The following is a 17,504-nucleotide window of genomic DNA, read 5'->3' as shown; positions in this document are numbered from 1 at the left end:
CACACTTTCTTGTGATTATGAGCTTTTGTCCTTAGCCGATCAGGATAATTCTTGAACAAGCATCCCCGCAACTTGATTTCCAGCTTTTTTTATGTTGGCACCAATCACCGCTTATGCAGCACCATGAATCCATGCCGGAACAAGATTGCGTCGCCTTGCCCCCCCCACATACAATTCAAAGCAGACCATTGCCGCCCCGATATGAAGCGCACAGGACATTGACGCATGCATCAAACCTCCCCCGAACCCACAAAATGCGCCAACCCGGATATGCATCCATCATCTTCAGCAGTCGCGCATGACGCCATGCTTCGCACCATACGTCGGCTTGATCTAGGCAATCAGGATTCGCGATTGCCTCCCGCCATCGTGATCGAATTTTTCCCAGAGGCATTCTCTCTATCGGCGTGCGAGCGATATCGCATTCCGCTCCCCGAGCAACTTCACCGCTCCGTTGCAAAGCGACAGGCCGAATTCATCATGGGGCGCCTCGCCGCCCACCAGGCCATCGAACGACTGGGTATCGCCGCCTCCACCCCCGGCATCGGCGCCTCGAGAGAACCGCTGTGGCAAGCAGGCGTGACCGGAAGCATCTCGCACACCGATGACATCGCCGCCGCGATTGCTGTCCCAGCGCCAACCGTGACCGGAGTCGGTATCGATATCGAGAAGGTCCCTAACGCCGAAACGCGCGACGCCATTCGTGCGCTCGCGCTAACGCCCGACGAGCAGCGGCTAATGGAAGCCCGACGTGGACACCTGACCACCAACATGCTTCTCATCACCGGCTTTTCCGCCAAGGAGAGCTTCTTCAAAGGCGTGTTCGCTGTCGTGGGTCGCTACTTCGACTTCGACGCCGTGCGCGTTTCCGGCCTGGATACCGATGCAGGGCGCCTCACGCTGACACTCATGCAAACCCTTTGCCCATCTCTTGTCGAAGGGCGCTCGTTCGAAGTCGGCTTCAAGACACTGGCCAGAGATACGGTAGCCACCAGTTTCGTGTGGTGAATCATTTATACAGGCCAACATCCACGCACACATGACTGGATGGGGAATTTCTGACTGAACTCGAAATCGAGACGCCGTTCAGAGGCTGCGTCCGGAATCGACGCCAGAGTCGTTCATGTCCACCGTAGTAAATCAAACCTTTCCGACCTGATTTTTAGCCAGCGATCGAGGCTCGTACCTCTGTCCCCGTGCTGAACTTCGGTCCTTTCGCTCGCGGCCTCGACGAGGGCGATGTCCACCGCAATCCCCGCTCATCGCTGCACCCGCAGCGACATAGCAACCTGCCTGCATTCGATCCAAGCGCGATTTTTTACGCTGCGTTTACGCCCGAGCGACGATGCGCTATCCGCGCTTTACGCCACCGCGCCTAGAGTGCCGCCTCGCCCATCACGGACAGGCATCAAGACATGGTCTCGACCTCGCTGGCCCGACGCGACGCTCACGACGTGAATCCGGTTCATCGAAAACGCTTCGCGACGCTGGCGCTTAGCGCCATCGGCGTGGTCTACGGCGACATCGGCACCAGCCCGCTGTACACGATCAAGGAAATCTTCGGCACCCAGGATATCGCCACCGCGCCGCAGAACGTGCTCGGCGCACTGAGCCTGATCTTCTGGTCGCTGATCGTCGTGGTATCGGTGAAGTACCTGCTGTTCATCCTGCGCGCCGACAACAAGGGCGAAGGTGGCATCGTCGCCCTGATGGCGCTGGCGCAGCGCTGCGCGCGCAGCCGCCCGCGGCTGGTATCGGCGATCGCGATCCTGGGCTTGTTCGGCGCGGCGCTGTTCTACGGCGATGGCGTCATCACCCCGGCGATGTCCGTGCTGTCGGCGGTCGAGGGACTGGAAGTCGCCGCGCCGCGCCTGGCCCACTGGGTGGTGCCGATCACGCTGCTGGTCATCGTCACGCTGTTCGCGCTGCAGAAGCACGGCACCGAGCGCATCGGCGCGGTGTTCGGACCGATCTGCGTGCTGTGGTTCCTGTGCCTGGCCGCGCTCGGCGTGCACGGTATCGCGCAGGAGCCGGGCGTGCTGCGCGCGGTGTCGCCGACCTACGCCGTCGACTTCTTCGTGCATAACCGCGCGCAGGCGTTCTTCGCGCTGGGCGCCGTGGTGCTGGCCGTCACCGGCACCGAGGCGCTGTATGCGGACATGGGCCACTTCGGCAAACGCCCGATCCAGAGTGCATGGTTCGCGGTGGTGCTGCCGGCGCTGCTGCTGAACTACTTCGGCCAGGGCGCGCTGCTCATGCTGCACCCGGCAGCCGTCGCCAATCCGTTCTACCACCTGGTGCCACGCGCGCTGCTGTACCCGATGATCGCGCTGGCCACGGTCGCCACGGTGATCGCTTCGCAAGCGGTGATCTCCGGCGCGTTCTCGATGACGCGCGAGGCGATGCAACTGGGCTACCTGCCGCGCATGCGTGTGGTGCACACCTCGCGCAGCATGTCCGGCCAGATCTACGTGCCGTGGATCAATCGCATCCTGCTGGTGCTGGTGATCGGCGCGGTGATCGGCTTCCGCTCCTCGGACAACCTCGGCGCGGCCTACGGCATCGCCGTGACCGGCACCATGGTCATCACCTCGCTGCTCGCGCTGGTCGTCGCGCGGTTCCGCTGGGGCTGGCGTTGGCCGGTCATCGTGCTGATCGGCGCGGGACTGCTCAGCGTGGATCTGGGCTTCTTCAGCGCCAACGCGATGAAGATCGCCAGCGGCGGCTGGTTCCCGCTGGCACTGGGTCTGTTCGTATTCGCATTGATGACGACCTGGCGCCGGGGCCGTGCTCTGGTCGCACGCACGATCCGCCAGGGAGGCGTGGCGCTGGAGCCGTTCCTGCAAAGCCTGGCCGAACATCCGCCGCACAGCGTGCCGGGTACGGCGATCTTCATGACCGCCGACCCCGGGCAGGTACCGAACTCGATGCTGCACAACCTCAAGCACAACAAGGTCCTGCACGAACGCAACGTGCTGCTGACCGTGGAGACGCTGGACACGCCCACCGCCGACGCCGACGAACGCATCGCCCTACACGACCTCGGCCACGGCATGTACCGGTTGCAGCTGCGCTACGGCTTCGACGAGGACCCGGACGTGCCCGCCACGCTGCTGCAGTGCGGGACCGTGGGCGCGAGCTTCGACCTGATGGACACCACCTTCTTCCTGTCGCGCGAGACCGTTGTCTCCGGCCATCATGCCGGTGGCATGGCGACCTGGCGCGACCGCCTGTTCGCATTCCTGTCGCGCAACGCGATGACCGCCACAGCGTTCTTCCGCATCCCCGGCAACCGCCTGATAGAGCTGGGCGCACACGTGGAAATCTGAGTCGTGCGCCGCTCCCGCATCACGCCTGCGACAGACCGATATCCGCAGCCTCACGGATGCATTAGGCTTACGCACCAAGCATGAGCGCCCACGCTTCCGACGCCGTCACCGAACCACTGCCGTCCCGCCGGCACAGCGGTTTCGGCGCGTATGTCTACGCGACACTGGCGACGGCGCTCGCGTTCGTGCTCGCCTTCCTCGCCGACCACTATCTCAGCGTCGCCAACCTGGCGCTGATCTTCCTGACCGCCGTCCTCGCCGTCGCCGTGCGTACGCGCATGCGCGTGGCGGCCTACACGGCGGTGCTGTGCTTTCTCGGCTACAACTTCTTCTTCACACCGCCGCGTTACACCTTCACCATTGATTCCGCCGACGATGTGCTTACCGTCGGTCTGTTTCTGATCGTAGCTTTGGTGTGCAGTCGACTCGCGACGCAACTGGCCGACAAGGTCGCCTCCCTGCGCGCGGCGCAGGTACGCGCCGGCGCACTGCTGGAGCTGGGACAGCGACTGAAAGCCGATAGCGACGAAACCTCCCTGCACAGGGTCACGGTCGAGATCGCCGCACGCACGCTGCAGACCACGACCGCCCTGCTCGTGCGCGATGGCGAACCGCCCACCTGGCGCGTGGCCGCATCCGCGCCGCAGATGCCCACGCTGTCCCCGGAAGACCTCGCCGCCGCCGACTTCTGCGACCGCCTTGCCGCACCGGCCGGACGCGGCACCCGGCGCGCCTCGCGCGCGCGCGGCTGGATGATCCCGCTGCATGCCGAAACCCGACGTCACGGCGTGCTGGCGCTGTTCGACGCCGAGAGCCGCGACCTGCCAGACAACGAGCAGCGCCACCTTGCCGAGGCATTCGTGCGCACGATCACGCAGGCGCTGGAACACGCACGACTGACCGAGGCGCTGGAAAAAGCACGCGTGGAAGGCGAGACCGAGCGCCTGCGCAACGCCCTGCTGTCGTCGGTCTCGCACGACCTGCGCTCGCCGCTCGTGTCGATGATCGGCGCCGCCGACACCTTGTCCAACTACGACCGGGACCTTCCCGAACCGGAACGCCGCCAGCTGCTTGAGGCCATCATCGAAGAAGGCAAGCGACTGGATCGCTACATTCAGAACCTGCTCGACATGGCGCGGCTCGGACATGGCGAGTTGAAGCTGCATAGAGACTGGGTCGATGCCGCCGAAATCGCCGTGGCCGCCGTCGCGCGTCTGCACCGGATGCACCCGGAACAGACGGTCGAATCGCGACTGCCACGCGACACGGTGCTGCTGTACGTGCATCCCGCCCTGGTCGAACAGGCAGTGTTCAATATTCTGGAGAACGCAGCGCACGTCTCGCCACCGCATAAGCCCATCGACATGGATATCACGCTGCACGACGATTGGCTGCACATCGACATCATTGATCGCGGCCCTGGCATTCCCGACGCCGAACGCGAACGCATCTTCGACACCTTCTATTCGGTTGCACGCGGCGATCGCCAAGCGCGCGGCACCGGGCTTGGACTGTCGATCTGTCGGGGCCTGATCGGCGCACACGGCGGTCGCGTCGAAGCTTTATCCACGCCACACGGCGGCAGCATGCTGCGCATCAGCCTACCGCTGCCCGACCGACCGGAGATGGACGCATGAACGCCATCGCGCCGCGCATCCTCGTCATCGACGACGAGCCGCAGATCCGCCGCTTTCTGGACATCGGCCTGCGTGCCGAAGGCTATCGAGTGCTGCTGGCGGCCAGCGCCGAAGAAGGCCTGAACCTGGCTGCTACGCAGGAACCCGACGTGGTGGTCCTTGATCTCGGACTGCCCGATCGCGAGGGACACGAGGTGCTCGCGGAGCTACGGCAGTGGAGCTCGACGCCCGTGCTCATGCTCTCCGTGCGCGATGCCGAAGCCGAGAAAGTTCGCGCACTAGACCTTGGCGCCCACGACTATGTGACCAAGCCTTTCGGCATCCAGGAACTCATGGCGCGACTGCGCGTGCTGCTGCGCAACCGGGTCGAGGGAGATGGCGAGAACGCGCCCCTGTATGACGATGGCTGCCTGCGCATCGACATGCTGCGTCGCGAAGTTCACCTGGACGGACAACCCGTCGAGCTCACACGCAAGGAGTACGCGGTGCTCTTGATGCTGCTCGCGCATGCCGGCCGCGTGGTCGCTCAGCAATTGCTGCTGCGAAAGATCTGGGGTGCAACGCATGTGCACGATACGCACTATCTCCGCGTCGTGATCGGCCGCCTGCGCCAGAAGCTCGGTGACGACCCGTCCTCGCCGCGCTGGCTGAAAACCGAACCCGGCGTCGGCTACCGCTTCATCATGGCGGAACCGGCCACCGATTAGACGCGCCCAGGGATGCGCAAAGGAGACGTCGAGCGCATTTCAAACATGCTGACCGCTCTCTCGCACCATGCCGTGAGAGCGACATGGCGCGAGATAATAGATAGAAGTTTATACGTCCAAAATAGTGATACGTTGCACAAAAAAGGCCTCTCCCGGTTAATTTAAATTTTCATTAAAATATAGATAAATCAACCTCTTGTGATTTATGACCAAGGAAACAATAAAGAAAAACGATCGAATCGTTTGCCACTGCGGCGCACAGCGGAGTATGTTTTTTATCGACGCAGGACGATCCCCTCGACCTGCGCCTCCAGTCCGCGCAGGCTCGCAGCCTTGCCCGTCAAGGAGGACATATGAATGGCAATCGCGCGCCACGCGGCTCCGCTCACACGGAGGATATTGCTATGAGAATCACCAAATCCCTGACGTCAATGACCGCCCTGGCCTTGTGCCTCGCCGCCGTGCCGGCGTTCGCTGCTCACGCAGCGGGAGCTTCCGTCAACATCGCGCAATCCACGCCGCAGACCACGACGGACGCCTCGTCTTCCCGCATCGTCGTGACAGTTCGCAAGGTGTATTTCTTCGATCAGCTGGATCGCAACCACAACGGCTTGCTCAGCCGCGCCGAGCTGCCGCTCGACCTGCGTGATCTGCGCCGGAACTTCCTGCGCGCCGACTTCGATCACAACGGGCAGATCTCGCCGATGGAATATGTGCTCTTCACGCGTGGCCTGGCGCCGCAGTATGCGGGCGTCTCCCATGCCTATATCTACGTGTATGGCCGTCCCCACGAATACCCGCGACGGATCAGCACGGAAGAAATGTAGCCCTCTACGCGCGGGACCTTCATCGCCCGGAAGGTTCCGCGCGCATCGCGCCGGAAGCGGCTTCAGGACGTGATGCCGTCCCTCGCAGCCGCAACACATGAACGCGCTGCGGGAGTCATCGTCCCACCATCAACGGGTATCGTTCGCGACCGCCTGGTCGCTCCATTCGCGCGCCAGCAGCGCGAAGACCAGATCATCCACCCACTCGCCGCGGAAATACAGGCTCTCCACGTGATGCGCCTCCTTGCGAAAGCCGAGCGCGTGAAGCAACGCGACACTGGCGTGATTGCGCGGATCGACCGACCCCACGATGCGCCGATAACCGAACTCGCCGAAGAGATGTCCGATCACAGCCCGCATGGCTTCGCGCGCATAGCCGCTGCCCTGGTGTGCCGGCATCAGTGAAATACCCAACTCGACGGCATCCTGCTGGCTGGGCGGAAAATGGATGCCCAGGTCGCCGATCAGCTCCCCGCTTTCACGCAGACGAATCGCCAGCTGATTCCAGCCATCGGGTTCGGCGAATCGCCGTGTCGACTGACGCGCAATGAACGCAGCGGCGTCCTCCACGGCATCCGGACGCCAGCCCTGGTACCGCGCGATGCGCGGATCGCTGCGGTACGCGAACAGATCCTGCGCATCCTCTTCGCGCAGCGCATCCAGGCGCAGACGCGCCGTGTGCATGGGGAGATGGGATTCTGCTGGCATGCGGCATCAGGGCATCAGGAACACCGCCCCATTATGCGGCACGTCACCCGACACCGCAGCCGAACACGTCCGCGCACCGTTCATGCGCCTCCGGACGGCTGCACCGCATGCTTGTGCGAATACATGTCGCGATCGGCCGAGGCATACAGGCGCGAGACATCGTCCCCGTCATCGGGGTAGACGGACACCCCGATGCTGGCACTGGCCTGCAACGAGAACGACTCGACCTCGATCGGCGTCTTCAGCACGTCCCGCAGTTTCTCCGCGACCCGCGCGGCAGCGTCGCGGTTTGGCAGGTCCGTCAGAATGACGGCGAACTCGTCCCCACCCAGGCGCGCCAGCATGTCACGCTTGCGCATGCAGGCCGCGAAGCGCTGCGTGATGCCCTGCAGCAGAAGATCCCCGACTGCATGCCCATGCAGATCGTTGACCTGCTTGAAACCATTCAGATCGATGACCAGCACGGCCAGTTTCGATTTCCGCTCGCGGCTCTCGCGCACGGCCTGCAGCAGATAGCGCAGGAACAGGCGCCGGTTCGGGAGATCGGTCAGCGCATCATGCAGGGACGCATGCTCGGCCTTGTTCATCTGCTCTTCGAGCAAGGTGAAGATCAGGCCGGTCGCGACCAGGAACTTGGGCAGGTTCCAGACTTCGTGCTCCACGTGAAGATGCGGCCAGAAGATCCGAATCACCACGCTGACCGGGAACGCCAGCGACCAGGCCAGAAAGCTGAGCGTCGTGAAGCGCACGCCCACACCGGGCTGGTCGCTGGCCATGCGGAAAAACACTGCGGCCGCCAGGTAGTGCCAGAACAGCGACCAGTTCAATGCCATCCCGCCCTGTTCCAGGTACAGCAGAACGGCCTGCACGGCATAGACCAGCACCAGAATCGCGCCACGCATGCGGCGCTCGGTCCGGTCGTCAAGACGTCGCCCGCTGCAGAACACCCACAACGATGACGCCAGGCCGGCCGCGGTCAGAACGTAGTAGAGCGCTCCCTGCTCCACGCCGTAGATCAGCCCGACGTAGAACAGCGCATCCGGAATCGAGGACAGCAGCGTGAGCGGCAGATCGTGTGATCCGGCATCGCGCCGCATGTCGTTGCCGGCCCAGATGAAGGCCAGACTGGTCAACAGCAGCATGACCACCGAGATCGCGCTGGCCGACTCGGCCACGGCCGGAACGTTCTGGCTGACGAACTGAGCCGCGATATGGATCAGGATCAGCACCCAACCCACCAGCCAATAGCGCAGTCGGGTCTGCTGTGTGCGTTTGAGCAGGGACCAGAAAGCCGCAACCAGACCGCCGATCGCCAGAAAATCCGGTAGAACCGTGAAATTCATTTCAACCCACGCACCTGCAACCCGAACACGCGAGATAGGCGGGACGCCGGCCGGGTCTGCATCGGCAAGCGCGCGCATGACACGCGTGCCGACGAGTATAGGGCACGATATCGCCCCACCGCCCAGCGGCTTCCCGCGCGCGGCATCTCAACGATCCCGGATCTTCAGACCGCTCATCAGCAGCTTGAGTTTCGCTGCCATCTTCGGCTGTGGCTGGGCGCCCTCGCTGTGATAGTAGACCGGATACAGCACCTGCGGATCGGCTTCGGCCACCGGCCCGGCCACCGACGTGATCTTCATGATGTCGTCGTCGTTGCGAGCCACGCCGTCATAGGGATGCCGACGATGCTCGACCTTGTGCCAGGTGCTCTTGAAGCTGTCCTCCATGTCCGCGGTCGGCTGCGCCACCCGCGCCACGTTGATGGCGTCGCGATCATAGGGATTGGGCGCGGCCCACACATCGGCCACGTCCCACACCACCTTGCCGTGGTCTTTGAAGAAACTGAAACCGAGGGTGAGCATGCTCTCCGGATCGATCTTCTGCAGTTTCGGCGTCCACGAGAGCTGGAGCTGCTTCGAACGGTAGTCGAAGCGCTTGCCGTAGTCGAAATCGATGTGAATGTGCTTGAACGCATCCGGCAGCAGGTCGCGCTGCGTCAGGAAAGTCTTCCACTGCTTGAGCATGCCGTCGTAGGTGACGTACATGAAATCGCTCAGCGCCTCGGCATTGATCAGGTAGTCGTAGGTCTGGGAGGCCTTGGCGAATTGCATCATGCCGACATAGCCGTCCGGCACCGGCAAAGTCATCAGTACCACGTTGGTATTGGCGTAGGGCATCGGCCAGATGCGGATCTGCCAGCGTCGATGCCATTTGTCCTCGTGGACGAAATCGCGCACCGGTTCGCCCATCGAGGTGATCTTCACCCGGTCGTTGCCCACCCGGCGCTTCATGTAGCCGGTACGCAGGATCAGGTCCATCAGCGTCTTCGGATCGTGGTACAGCTTGGTCGCCGACAAGCTGTCCGGCTTGCGCAGGTGCATCAGGAGGTTGTTGCGGAACGAGCCGACCTCGATGTAGCCGTTGTCGGACAACGTGACCTTGCGCTGCCGCTTGGCGGACAGATCCCACTGCCCGTTGTTGTCGCGCGCGACGACGCTGGGGAAGTTGCTCATGCTGGGCACTTCGTGCAGCAGCTCGTTCGATCCCTCGCCGTTGGGGAACATCTTCGCCGGATCGTGCGCCAGCAGCTTCGCGAGCTGGTCCTTCGAGTAGGCACGCTGCAGCTTGTCGTAGGCCTTGAAGAAACCGCTCTGACTGAGCGGCAGCGCGAACGTGCCCTTGAAGATGTTGTGCAACGTGGTGTCGAACACATCGAACTGGTAGGACACACGCTCGTCGATGACGGCCTTGTCGTCCGGGGCATTCAGCACTTCGCCGATCGGCAGCGCGTAGTTGAGATTCTCGTTGGCCGACTTCATCAGCACCACGCCCACCACCTTGCCGTGGGTGTCCAGCAGCGGCCCGCCGCTGTTGCCGGGCGAGGCCGCCGCCGAGAAGCGCATCCACTTCCAGCTGCCGGCCTGCTGCTCGGGCGTGTCGGAGGTGTACAGGCCGTCGCGAATGACGATACCGGTGCCCAACGCATTGCCGACCGCGTAGACCACCTTGTTGAGCTGCGGGTGGATGTTCACCGGCAGCGATGCCTCGCTCGGCGGGTTCTTCAGCGAGAACATCACGAAGTCCTTGCGCAGCGAGAACTTCAGGATCTTGTCGATGGGATAGACCTTGCCGCTGGCGTCGCGCAGCGCCAGCGGACCCCACAGGCTGTCCAGGCCAACCATGAGCACATGGCCAGCGGTAACGTAGCGGTTGTGTCCGATCGCGAACGCGGTGCCGATCGAGTAGTACTTGTCAGTGCGCTGCTGGAACGGGAGCAGCTCCATGGGCAGCTTGCGCGCGTAGGTCAGCGGATCGTGCGTGGGCTTGTGCGCGACCACCTCGAAGGTGGAGGCCTGCACGTTGGGCAGAAGTGTCGGTTCCATGCTGGCCGCATGCGCAGTCGCCTGCATCCCCAGCCCACAGAGCATCAGCAGCGCCAGCGCAGCGCCTCGCATCCTTCGCATCATCGTATCCGCCTTTGTCATTCGCATCCGTTGTGTTCCTGTTCCGGTCGCCGTGCCGTCCTTGCGGCGTGTTCTCCGAAACATGCCACAAGCCGAGCCGGGACGCACCGCCCGATTGGCTGCGCCCGACGGCCCGCGTAATTGCTACCCTGTGGGTTCTCCCGCCACCTTCCCCGACCGGACACGCCATGGGCTGCTTCCCGCTGATCCTGACCTTCGTGCTTGGCACCGGCATCGGCTACGCCATCGATGGCCGCGCCGGCGCGCTCTGGGGCGCGGGCATCGGCCTGCTCGTGGGCATTGTGTCCGGAGTGGCCTTGATGAACATGATGCGCCGTCGGCACTGAACGGCCGCGTCACCGCATCGAAGCGCCCGCCGGCACCCCGTCATGCCGCGATACCCGAGCCGGCGCGATTCCCAGATTCAACTGGAGTACTCCACCATGCAACGTATCGAGCAACACGCCAGTTTCGACGGTTCGCAGGAAGTGTGGTCGCACGACTCGGCGACGCTCGGCTGCACCATGAATTTCGGCGTCTACCTGCCGCCGCAGGCAAAACAGGGCCCCTGCCCCGTGCTGTATTGGCTGTCCGGTCTGACCTGCACGGAGCAGAACTTCATCACCAAGGCCGGCGCGCAGCAGTACGCCGCCGAGCACGGCATCGTGGTGATCGCGCCGGACACCAGCCCCCGCGGCGAGAACGTGGCCGACGACGAAGCCTACGACCTCGGCCAGGGCGCGGGCTTCTATCTGAACGCCACGCGCGAACCGTGGGCGAAGCACTACCGCATGTACGACTACGTCACCCGGGAATTGCCGGCCCTGGTCGCCGAACATTTCCCGGTAACGGACGCCCGCTCGATCTTCGGCCATTCGATGGGCGGCCACGGCGCACTGGTCATCGCGCTGAAGAATCCGGGCATGTTCCGCAGCGTGTCGGCATTCGCACCGATCGTCGCGCCCACGCGCGTGCCATGGGGCGAGAAGGCCTTCTCGGCCTACCTCGGCGACAATCGCGAAGCATGGAAGGCCTGGGACGCTTGTGAACTCGTCGCGCAAGCCGGCGAGAAGCTGCCGCTGCGGATCGACCAGGGCGAGGCCGACCCGTTCCTGGCCGAGCAGCTGCGCCCGCAATGGCTCGAGGACGCCTGCGCCCGCGCGGGCCATCCGTGCGACGTGCGCCTGCGCCCCGGCCACGACCACAGCTACTACTTCATCGCCAGCTACATGGGCGAGCACTTCGCCCATCACGCCGCGGCACTGAAGGACTGACCCGCGCCTGCGCGACGAAAGCGCGCGGCCGTTCGGGTCGCGCGCTTTCCGGGAGCCGGCACCCGCCGCGCGCCCGACCGTCGGCCACGGTCGCGCAGCGGGAACCAGGGAATCAGTCGCTCGAAGCGACCTTCAGGTGGCCGGCCTCGACGGCCTTCACGCCCTTGACGCCTCGCGCGTCGCGAATGGCCAGCTGCTTCTCGGCCTCGCTGTGGACGGTGCCGGTCAGCATGACCACACCGTCGGTGGTATCGACCGAGATGTCGGTCATGTGCACGGCCTTGGCCGTGGCGAAGGCGGTCTTCACTTTGGTGGTGATCCAGGTATCGGTGACCTTCTGACCCATACTGGTGCCGCTGCCATCGGTGTCGGCGGTCCGGTCATCGTCCTCGCCGACCTTCAGCTTGTCGGCCTGCACCGCCTTCACGCCCTTGACGGAATGCGCCGTACGGATCGCCATCTCGCGTTCGGCCTGCGACGGCACCATGCCGGTCAGCATGACCACGCCATCCTTGGTGTCCACCGAGATGTCGGGGAAACGGACGCCCTTGGTGGTGGCGAACGCGGTCTTGACCTTGGTCGTGATCCAGGTGTCCGAAGCCTTCTGGCTCATCGAATCGTGGCCGGCATGCATCGCGGCCGTCGCGCCCTCGTCAGGCGCCGGGCTGGCCAGGGCCGGACCGGTGCTGAAACCGAAAGCAGCCACGAAGCCGGCCGCGATCATCGTCGTGCGAAGCGTCTTGGTCATCATGTGCTGTCTTCTCCTTGTTGAGGATGAGTCGGCGTGCCTGCCGGATAAGCGAACGTCGTGGGGGAGGCACGTCGTTCGGCACAGGACTCAGACAAACATCGTGAAAATGAACAACACATGCACGAATGTGGACACGGCCGGTCGTTCAGCCCACAGCACCCTGCGCGACGGGTCGTGCAACCCACTGCCCATATTGAAAAATTTTTTCCGCGTTCAGCGAAGACTCGATTAGCTGAACGTGATGCGCGCACCCCGATTCCGGGATCTCGCCCCCTGAGACCAGCACGCCTTAAGCTTTTCGTTCCGCTGCCTTCCGGCGCAGCGGGTATCCTGGACACGTGGCGCATGCCCGACCAACAGCCATGCCTCTAGAGCACTTCCATCCCGCTGTCGCTGCCTGGTTCGAGCGCAGCTTCGAAGCGCCGACGCCGGCGCAGGTCGCAGCGTGGCCGTCGATCCGTGCCGGCCAACACACACTGGTTGCCGCGCCGACCGGATCGGGCAAGACCCTGACCGCCTTTCTCGCCGCCATCGATGCGCTGGTGCGCGAAGGGCTGGAGCACGACGGCACGCTGCTGGACGCCACGCAGGTCGTCTACGTCTCGCCGCTGAAGGCACTGTCCAACGACATTCACCTGAATCTGGAGCAGCCGCTGGAAGGCATCCGCGCCGAACTCGAACAGCGCGGCCTGCCCGACGTGGTGATCCGCACTGCGGTGCGCACCGGCGACACGCCGCAGCGCGAGCGCACGGCGATGCGCAAGCAACCGCCGCACATTCTGGTCACCACGCCGGAATCGCTGTACGTGCTGATGGGCTCGGAATCAGGCCGCGCCACGCTGGCCACCGCGACCACGGTCATCGTCGACGAAATCCACGCCATCGCCGGCTCCAAGCGCGGCTCGCATCTGGCGCTGACGCTGGAGCGGCTGGAAGCGCTGTGCCAGCGACCGCTGACGCGCATCGGCCTGTCGGCGACGCAGAAGCCGATCGAGCGCGTGGCGCGGTTCCTAGTCGGCGCGGGTCGGCACGCCGCCCTGCCCGTGGACACGCCAACGCAGGAACCGCGCGACGCGACACCGGACTGCGCCATCGTCGACGTCGGCTACACCCGCAAACGCGACCTGGCGCTGGAACTACCGCCGCTGCCGCTGGACGCGGTGATGTCCGGCGATGCCTGGACGCTGGTGTACCACCGCATCGCCAATCTGGTCGAAAGCCATCGCACCACGCTGGTGTTCGTCAACACGCGGCGCACGGCCGAACGCACCGCGCGCGCGCTGGCCGAACGGCTGGGCGAGGATGCCGTCGCCGCGCATCACGGCAGCCTGTCCAAGGAACACCGCCTGGCCGCCGAGCGGCGCCTCAAGCAAGGCGACCTGCGCGTGCTGGTCGCCACCGCCTCGCTGGAGCTGGGCATCGACATCGGCGACGTCGAACTGGTCTGCCAGCTTGGTTCGCCACGTTCCATCGCCGCCTTCCTGCAACGCGTAGGCCGCTCCGGCCATAGCGTCGGCGGCACGCCGAAAGGCCGCCTGTTCCCGAGTACGCGCGACGATCTGATCGAATGCGCCGCGCTGCTGGACTGCGTGCGCCGCGACGAACTGGATGCCCTGCTCGTGCCACCCGCGCCGCTGGACGTGCTGGCGCAGCAGATCGTCGCCGAGGTCGCCTGCCGCGACTGGGACCAGGACGCCCTGTTCGACACCCTGCGCCGCGCGCAGCCCTACGCGGACCTCAAGCGCGACACCTACGACGCCGTCGTGCGCATGCTGGCGGACGGCTTCACCACCCGCAACGGTCCACGCGCGGCCTACCTGCACCGCGACGCCGTGCACGGCCGCCTGCACGGTCGCCGCAACGCGCGCCTGACCGCGCTGACCTCGGGCGGCACCATTCCCGACACCGGCGACTACTTCGTCGAGCTGGAACCGCAGGCGCAGATCATCGGCACGGTGAACGAGGACTTCGCCGTCGAGAGCATGGCCGGCGACATCTTCCAGCTCGGCAACCAGAGCTACCGTATTCTGCGTGTCGAGCGCGACCGCCTGCGCGTGGAGGATGCGCGTGGCCTGCCGCCCAGCATCCCGTTCTGGATCGGCGAAGCGCCCGGTCGCACCGATGAACTGTCGGCCGGCGTGGCGCGGCTGCGCAAAACTGTCGACGAGCGCCTGCAAGCGGGCGGTAGCGATGCGACGCGCGCCTGGCTGCAGGGCGAACTCGGCCTGCCCGAGGTCGCCGCCGTGCAGATCATCGACTACCTCGGCGGCGCGCAGGCCGTGCTCGGGGCGCTGCCGACGCTGGACACGCTGGTCATGGAGCGCTTCTTCGACGAATCCGGCGGCATGCAGCTGGTGATCCACTCGCCCTACGGCAGTCGCATCAACCGCGCCTGGGGCCTGGCGCTGCGCAAGCGCTTCTGCCGCAGCTTCAATTTCGAGCTGCAGGCCGCCGCCACCGAGGACGCCATCGTGCTGTCGCTGTCGACCAGCCACAGCTTTCCGCTGGACGAGGTCGCGCAGTACCTGCACTCGAACACGGCCGAGCACGTGCTGGTGCAGGCGCTGCTGGACGCGCCGCTGTTCCCGGTCCGCTGGCGCTGGAACGCCACCAACGCGCTGGCGCTGCCGCGCATGCAGGGCGGCAAGAAGGTGCCACCGCAGCTGCAGCGCATGAAGAGCGAGGATCTGCTGGCCAGCGTGTTCCCGGACCAGGTCGCGTGCCTGGAGAACATCGTCGGCGAGCGCGAGATTCCCGACCATCCACTGGTCGCGCAGACTCTGCACGACTGCCTGCACGAGGCGATGGATATCGATGGTCTGCTCGACGTGCTGAAGGGCCTGGAGTCGGGCACCATCCGCATGCTCACACACGACCTGCCGACACCCTCGCCGCTGGCCGCCGGCGTGCTCAACGCCGCGCCCTACGCCTTCCTCGACGACGCGCCGCTGGAGGAACGTCGCACCCAGGCCGTGCAGACCCGCCGCTGGCAGGACCCGGACAGCGCCGACGATCTGGCCGCGCTCGATCCCGAAGCCATCGCCGCGGTGCGCGAGGAAGCCTGGCCCGACGTGCGCGATGCCGACGAAATGCACGAGGCGCTGACCGGCCTCGGCACGATCACCGCCGCCGAAGCCGATGCGCACGATGGCTGGAATGACTGGCTGCGCGCGCTGGCGAAGGCTTCACGCGCCACGGCCACACGCGACGCCGACGGCCATGTCCGCTGGGTCGCTGCCGAACGCCTGCCGGTCTGGCAGGCGCTGCATCCCGACGCCACGTTGCAACCGGCCATCGCCGCGCCCGCCGAATACGCCGCGCAGGACTGGACGCCCGAGACCGCGCTAGTGGACCTGCTGCGCGGTCGTCTTGGCGGCCTCGGCCCGACGCCGGTCGCCACGCTGGCCGCCGATCTCGGCGCCGGCGAAGGCGACATCGCCATCGCCCTGGCCGCGCTGGAACGCGAAGGCACGGTGATGCGCGGCCGCTTCACCTCCGACACCCAGGCCGAGGAATGGTGCGAACGCCATCTGCTGGCGCGCATCCACCGCTACACGCTGGGCCGCCTGCGCCGCGAGATTCGTCCGGTGCCGCGGCGCGACTTCATGCGTTTCCTGTTCGCCTGGCAGCACGTCGCCCCGGACGCGCGCGTGCGCGGTCCGGACGCGCTGGCCGGCGTGCTGACCCAGCTGGAAGGCTACGAAGCTGCCGCCGGTGCGTGGGAAAGCGAGATCCTGCCCATGCGCGTAGCCGACTACGAAGCCGGCTGGCTGGACGCGCAATGTCGCGCCGGTCGGCTAGTGTGGATGCGCCTGCGCGCACGCAGCGGCGAGCACGCCGCCGCCGGCCCGGTGCTGGCCACGCCGCTGGTGCTGCTGCCGCGCCGCGAACGTGCGCTGTGGACGTCCATCGCCGCCAGCGACACTAGCGAGACGCCGAAGCTGTCTTCCCGCGCCCAGGCCGTCGCCGAGGCGCTGGCCGAGCACGGCGCGCTGTTCTTCGACGAACTCACCGAACACGCGCGGCTGTTGCAGGTCGAGCTGGAGGACGCACTCGGCGAACTGGTCGCCACCGGCATGGTCACCGCCGACAGCTTCGCCGGCCTGCGCGCGCTACTGATCCCCGGCAGCAAGCGCCGCCAGCACAAACGCCGTCGCGTGCGCCATCACGCACTGGGCGAGATCGCCGATGCCGGACGCTGGTCGCTGGTGCGCGCGTCCACGGCCGAACCCGATCCGGACGCGATCGAACACATTGCCCGCACCCTGCTGCGCCGCTATGGCGTGGTGTGCTGGCGCATTCTGCAGCGCGAGGCGCCGTGGCTGCCGCCTTGGCGTGCGCTGCTGCGCGTGTATCACCGACTGGAAGCGCGTGGCGAGATCCGCGGCGGCCGTTTCGTGGATGGCCTGGTCGGCGAGCAATTCGCCCTGCCCGAAGCCATCGAGCTGCTGCGCCAGACGCGACGCCGCGAGGCCGACGGCACGCTGGTGTGCGTGTGCGGCGCCGATCCGCTGAACCTGGTCGGCACCCTGCTGAGCGGACAGCGCATTCCGGCCGTGACCGGTTCGCGCATCCTCTATCGCGACGGCATCGCCATCGCGGCACAGGTGGCCGGTCAGTTCCAGGCGCTCGTCGAGCTTTCATCGGCCGAACAGGCCGCCGTGCGGCAGATCCTGCTGCGCCACGATGCGCGAGCCGAGCCACCCGCACCGTTGCCCGCACCCGATGCGCAGGCGCCATCGGGCCGGCGTTCGTCGGGCTGAAGCGCCCGAACCGGAGAGATCATGCGCAGGCTGCCGGAACC

General features: G+C 65.5%; 12 protein-coding genes. 8 read left to right on the top strand and 4 right to left on the bottom strand.

What is annotated here, in order from left to right; all coding sequences use genetic code 11:
• The first annotated feature begins 225 nt into the window (after positions 1-225).
• From BTJ49_RS11800 to BTJ49_RS11780, 5 genes are all read left to right on the top strand, one after another.
• Positions 226-1,008, top strand: coding sequence for a 4'-phosphopantetheinyl transferase superfamily protein (locus tag BTJ49_RS11800; protein ID WP_113065593.1), 783 nt, complete (start codon positions 226-228; stop codon positions 1,006-1,008).
• A 407-nt stretch (positions 1,009-1,415) separates the two neighbouring features.
• Complete coding sequence (locus BTJ49_RS11795) at positions 1,416-3,329, top strand: potassium transporter Kup (protein WP_113065592.1); 1,914 nt, start codon at positions 1,416-1,418, stop codon at positions 3,327-3,329.
• A gap of 80 nt (positions 3,330-3,409) precedes the next feature.
• Positions 3,410-4,966 (top strand): DUF4118 domain-containing protein, encoded by a 1,557-nt coding sequence (locus BTJ49_RS11790; protein WP_113065591.1) that lies wholly within the window; start codon positions 3,410-3,412, stop codon positions 4,964-4,966.
• Positions 4,963-5,673 carry a response regulator transcription factor gene (locus BTJ49_RS11785; protein ID WP_113065590.1) on the top strand — a complete coding sequence of 237 codons (711 nt, stop codon included), beginning with the start codon at positions 4,963-4,965 and terminating at the stop codon, positions 5,671-5,673. The genes BTJ49_RS11790 and BTJ49_RS11785 overlap by 4 nt, the downstream gene beginning before the upstream one ends.
• A gap of 353 nt (positions 5,674-6,026) precedes the next feature.
• Entirely contained in the window at positions 6,027-6,500 is a 474-nt protein-coding gene (locus BTJ49_RS11780) for a hypothetical protein (RefSeq protein ID WP_146742333.1), read from the top strand.
• A gap of 129 nt (positions 6,501-6,629) precedes the next feature.
• Here the strand turns inward: BTJ49_RS11780 and BTJ49_RS11775 are convergent, their stop codons facing one another.
• The 3 genes from BTJ49_RS11775 to BTJ49_RS11765 all read right to left on the bottom strand — a co-directional run bounded on the left by BTJ49_RS11775 (position 6,630) and on the right by BTJ49_RS11765 (position 10,678).
• Positions 6,630-7,184, bottom strand: coding sequence for a GNAT family protein (locus BTJ49_RS11775; protein ID WP_240601820.1), 555 nt, complete (start codon positions 7,182-7,184; stop codon positions 6,630-6,632).
• Between the two features lie 104 nt (positions 7,185-7,288).
• Positions 7,289-8,551: a GGDEF domain-containing protein gene (locus tag BTJ49_RS11770; RefSeq protein WP_168184729.1), complete on the bottom strand. Its 1,263-nt coding sequence runs from the start codon at positions 8,549-8,551 to the stop codon at positions 7,289-7,291.
• 147 nt (positions 8,552-8,698) lie between these two features.
• Complete coding sequence (locus tag BTJ49_RS11765; protein ID WP_240601819.1) at positions 8,699-10,678, bottom strand: serine protease; 1,980 nt, start codon at positions 10,676-10,678, stop codon at positions 8,699-8,701.
• 185 nt (positions 10,679-10,863) lie between these two features.
• Here BTJ49_RS11765 and BTJ49_RS15765 point away from each other — a divergent pair, with 185 nt between their 5' ends.
• Complete coding sequence (locus tag BTJ49_RS15765) at positions 10,864-11,022, top strand: hypothetical protein (protein WP_168184728.1); 159 nt, start codon at positions 10,864-10,866, stop codon at positions 11,020-11,022.
• A gap of 96 nt (positions 11,023-11,118) precedes the next feature.
• Entirely contained in the window at positions 11,119-11,949 is an 831-nt protein-coding gene (gene fghA, locus BTJ49_RS11760) for an S-formylglutathione hydrolase (protein WP_113065586.1), read from the top strand.
• 112 nt (positions 11,950-12,061) lie between these two features.
• Here the strand turns inward: fghA and BTJ49_RS15970 are convergent, their stop codons facing one another.
• Positions 12,062-12,700 (bottom strand): BON domain-containing protein, encoded by a 639-nt coding sequence (locus tag BTJ49_RS15970; protein WP_113065585.1) that lies wholly within the window; start codon positions 12,698-12,700, stop codon positions 12,062-12,064.
• A 362-nt stretch (positions 12,701-13,062) separates the two neighbouring features.
• Between BTJ49_RS15970 and BTJ49_RS11750 the strand changes: the two genes are divergently transcribed.
• Positions 13,063-17,463, top strand: coding sequence for a DEAD/DEAH box helicase (locus tag BTJ49_RS11750; RefSeq protein ID WP_113065584.1), 4,401 nt, complete (start codon positions 13,063-13,065; stop codon positions 17,461-17,463).
• Positions 17,464-17,504: the final 41 nt, after the last annotated feature.

Source organism: Oleiagrimonas sp. MCCC 1A03011, from assembly GCF_003267965.1.
Taxonomy (GTDB): Bacteria; Pseudomonadota; Gammaproteobacteria; order Xanthomonadales; family Rhodanobacteraceae; genus Oleiagrimonas; species Oleiagrimonas citrea.
The sequence above is the reverse complement of the archived record's forward strand: the minus strand, read 5'-3'. Positions and strand labels throughout refer to the sequence as shown.

Excerpts from the sequence above, each read along its gene's own strand:
- BTJ49_RS15765 (WP_168184728.1), top strand. The coding sequence starts at position 10,864 with ATGGGCTGCTTCCCGCTGATCCTGACCTTCGTGCTTGGCACCGGCATC.
- BTJ49_RS11765 (WP_240601819.1), bottom strand. The coding sequence starts at position 10,678 with ATGATGCGAAGGATGCGAGGCGCTGCGCTGGCGCTGCTGATGCTCTGT.
- BTJ49_RS11750 (WP_113065584.1), top strand. The coding sequence starts at position 13,063 with ATGCCTCTAGAGCACTTCCATCCCGCTGTCGCTGCCTGGTTCGAGCGC.
- BTJ49_RS11790 (WP_113065591.1), top strand. The coding sequence starts at position 3,410 with ATGAGCGCCCACGCTTCCGACGCCGTCACCGAACCACTGCCGTCCCGC.
- BTJ49_RS11800 (WP_113065593.1), top strand. The coding sequence starts at position 226 with ATGCATCAAACCTCCCCCGAACCCACAAAATGCGCCAACCCGGATATG.
- fghA (WP_113065586.1), top strand. The coding sequence starts at position 11,119 with ATGCAACGTATCGAGCAACACGCCAGTTTCGACGGTTCGCAGGAAGTG.
- BTJ49_RS15970 (WP_113065585.1), bottom strand. The coding sequence starts at position 12,700 with ATGATGACCAAGACGCTTCGCACGACGATGATCGCGGCCGGCTTCGTG.
- BTJ49_RS11770 (WP_168184729.1), bottom strand. The coding sequence starts at position 8,551 with ATGAATTTCACGGTTCTACCGGATTTTCTGGCGATCGGCGGTCTGGTT.
- BTJ49_RS11780 (WP_146742333.1), top strand. The coding sequence starts at position 6,027 with ATGAATGGCAATCGCGCGCCACGCGGCTCCGCTCACACGGAGGATATT.
- BTJ49_RS11785 (WP_113065590.1), top strand. The coding sequence starts at position 4,963 with ATGAACGCCATCGCGCCGCGCATCCTCGTCATCGACGACGAGCCGCAG.
- BTJ49_RS11775 (WP_240601820.1), bottom strand. The coding sequence starts at position 7,184 with ATGCACACGGCGCGTCTGCGCCTGGATGCGCTGCGCGAAGAGGATGCG.
- BTJ49_RS11795 (WP_113065592.1), top strand. The coding sequence starts at position 1,416 with ATGGTCTCGACCTCGCTGGCCCGACGCGACGCTCACGACGTGAATCCG.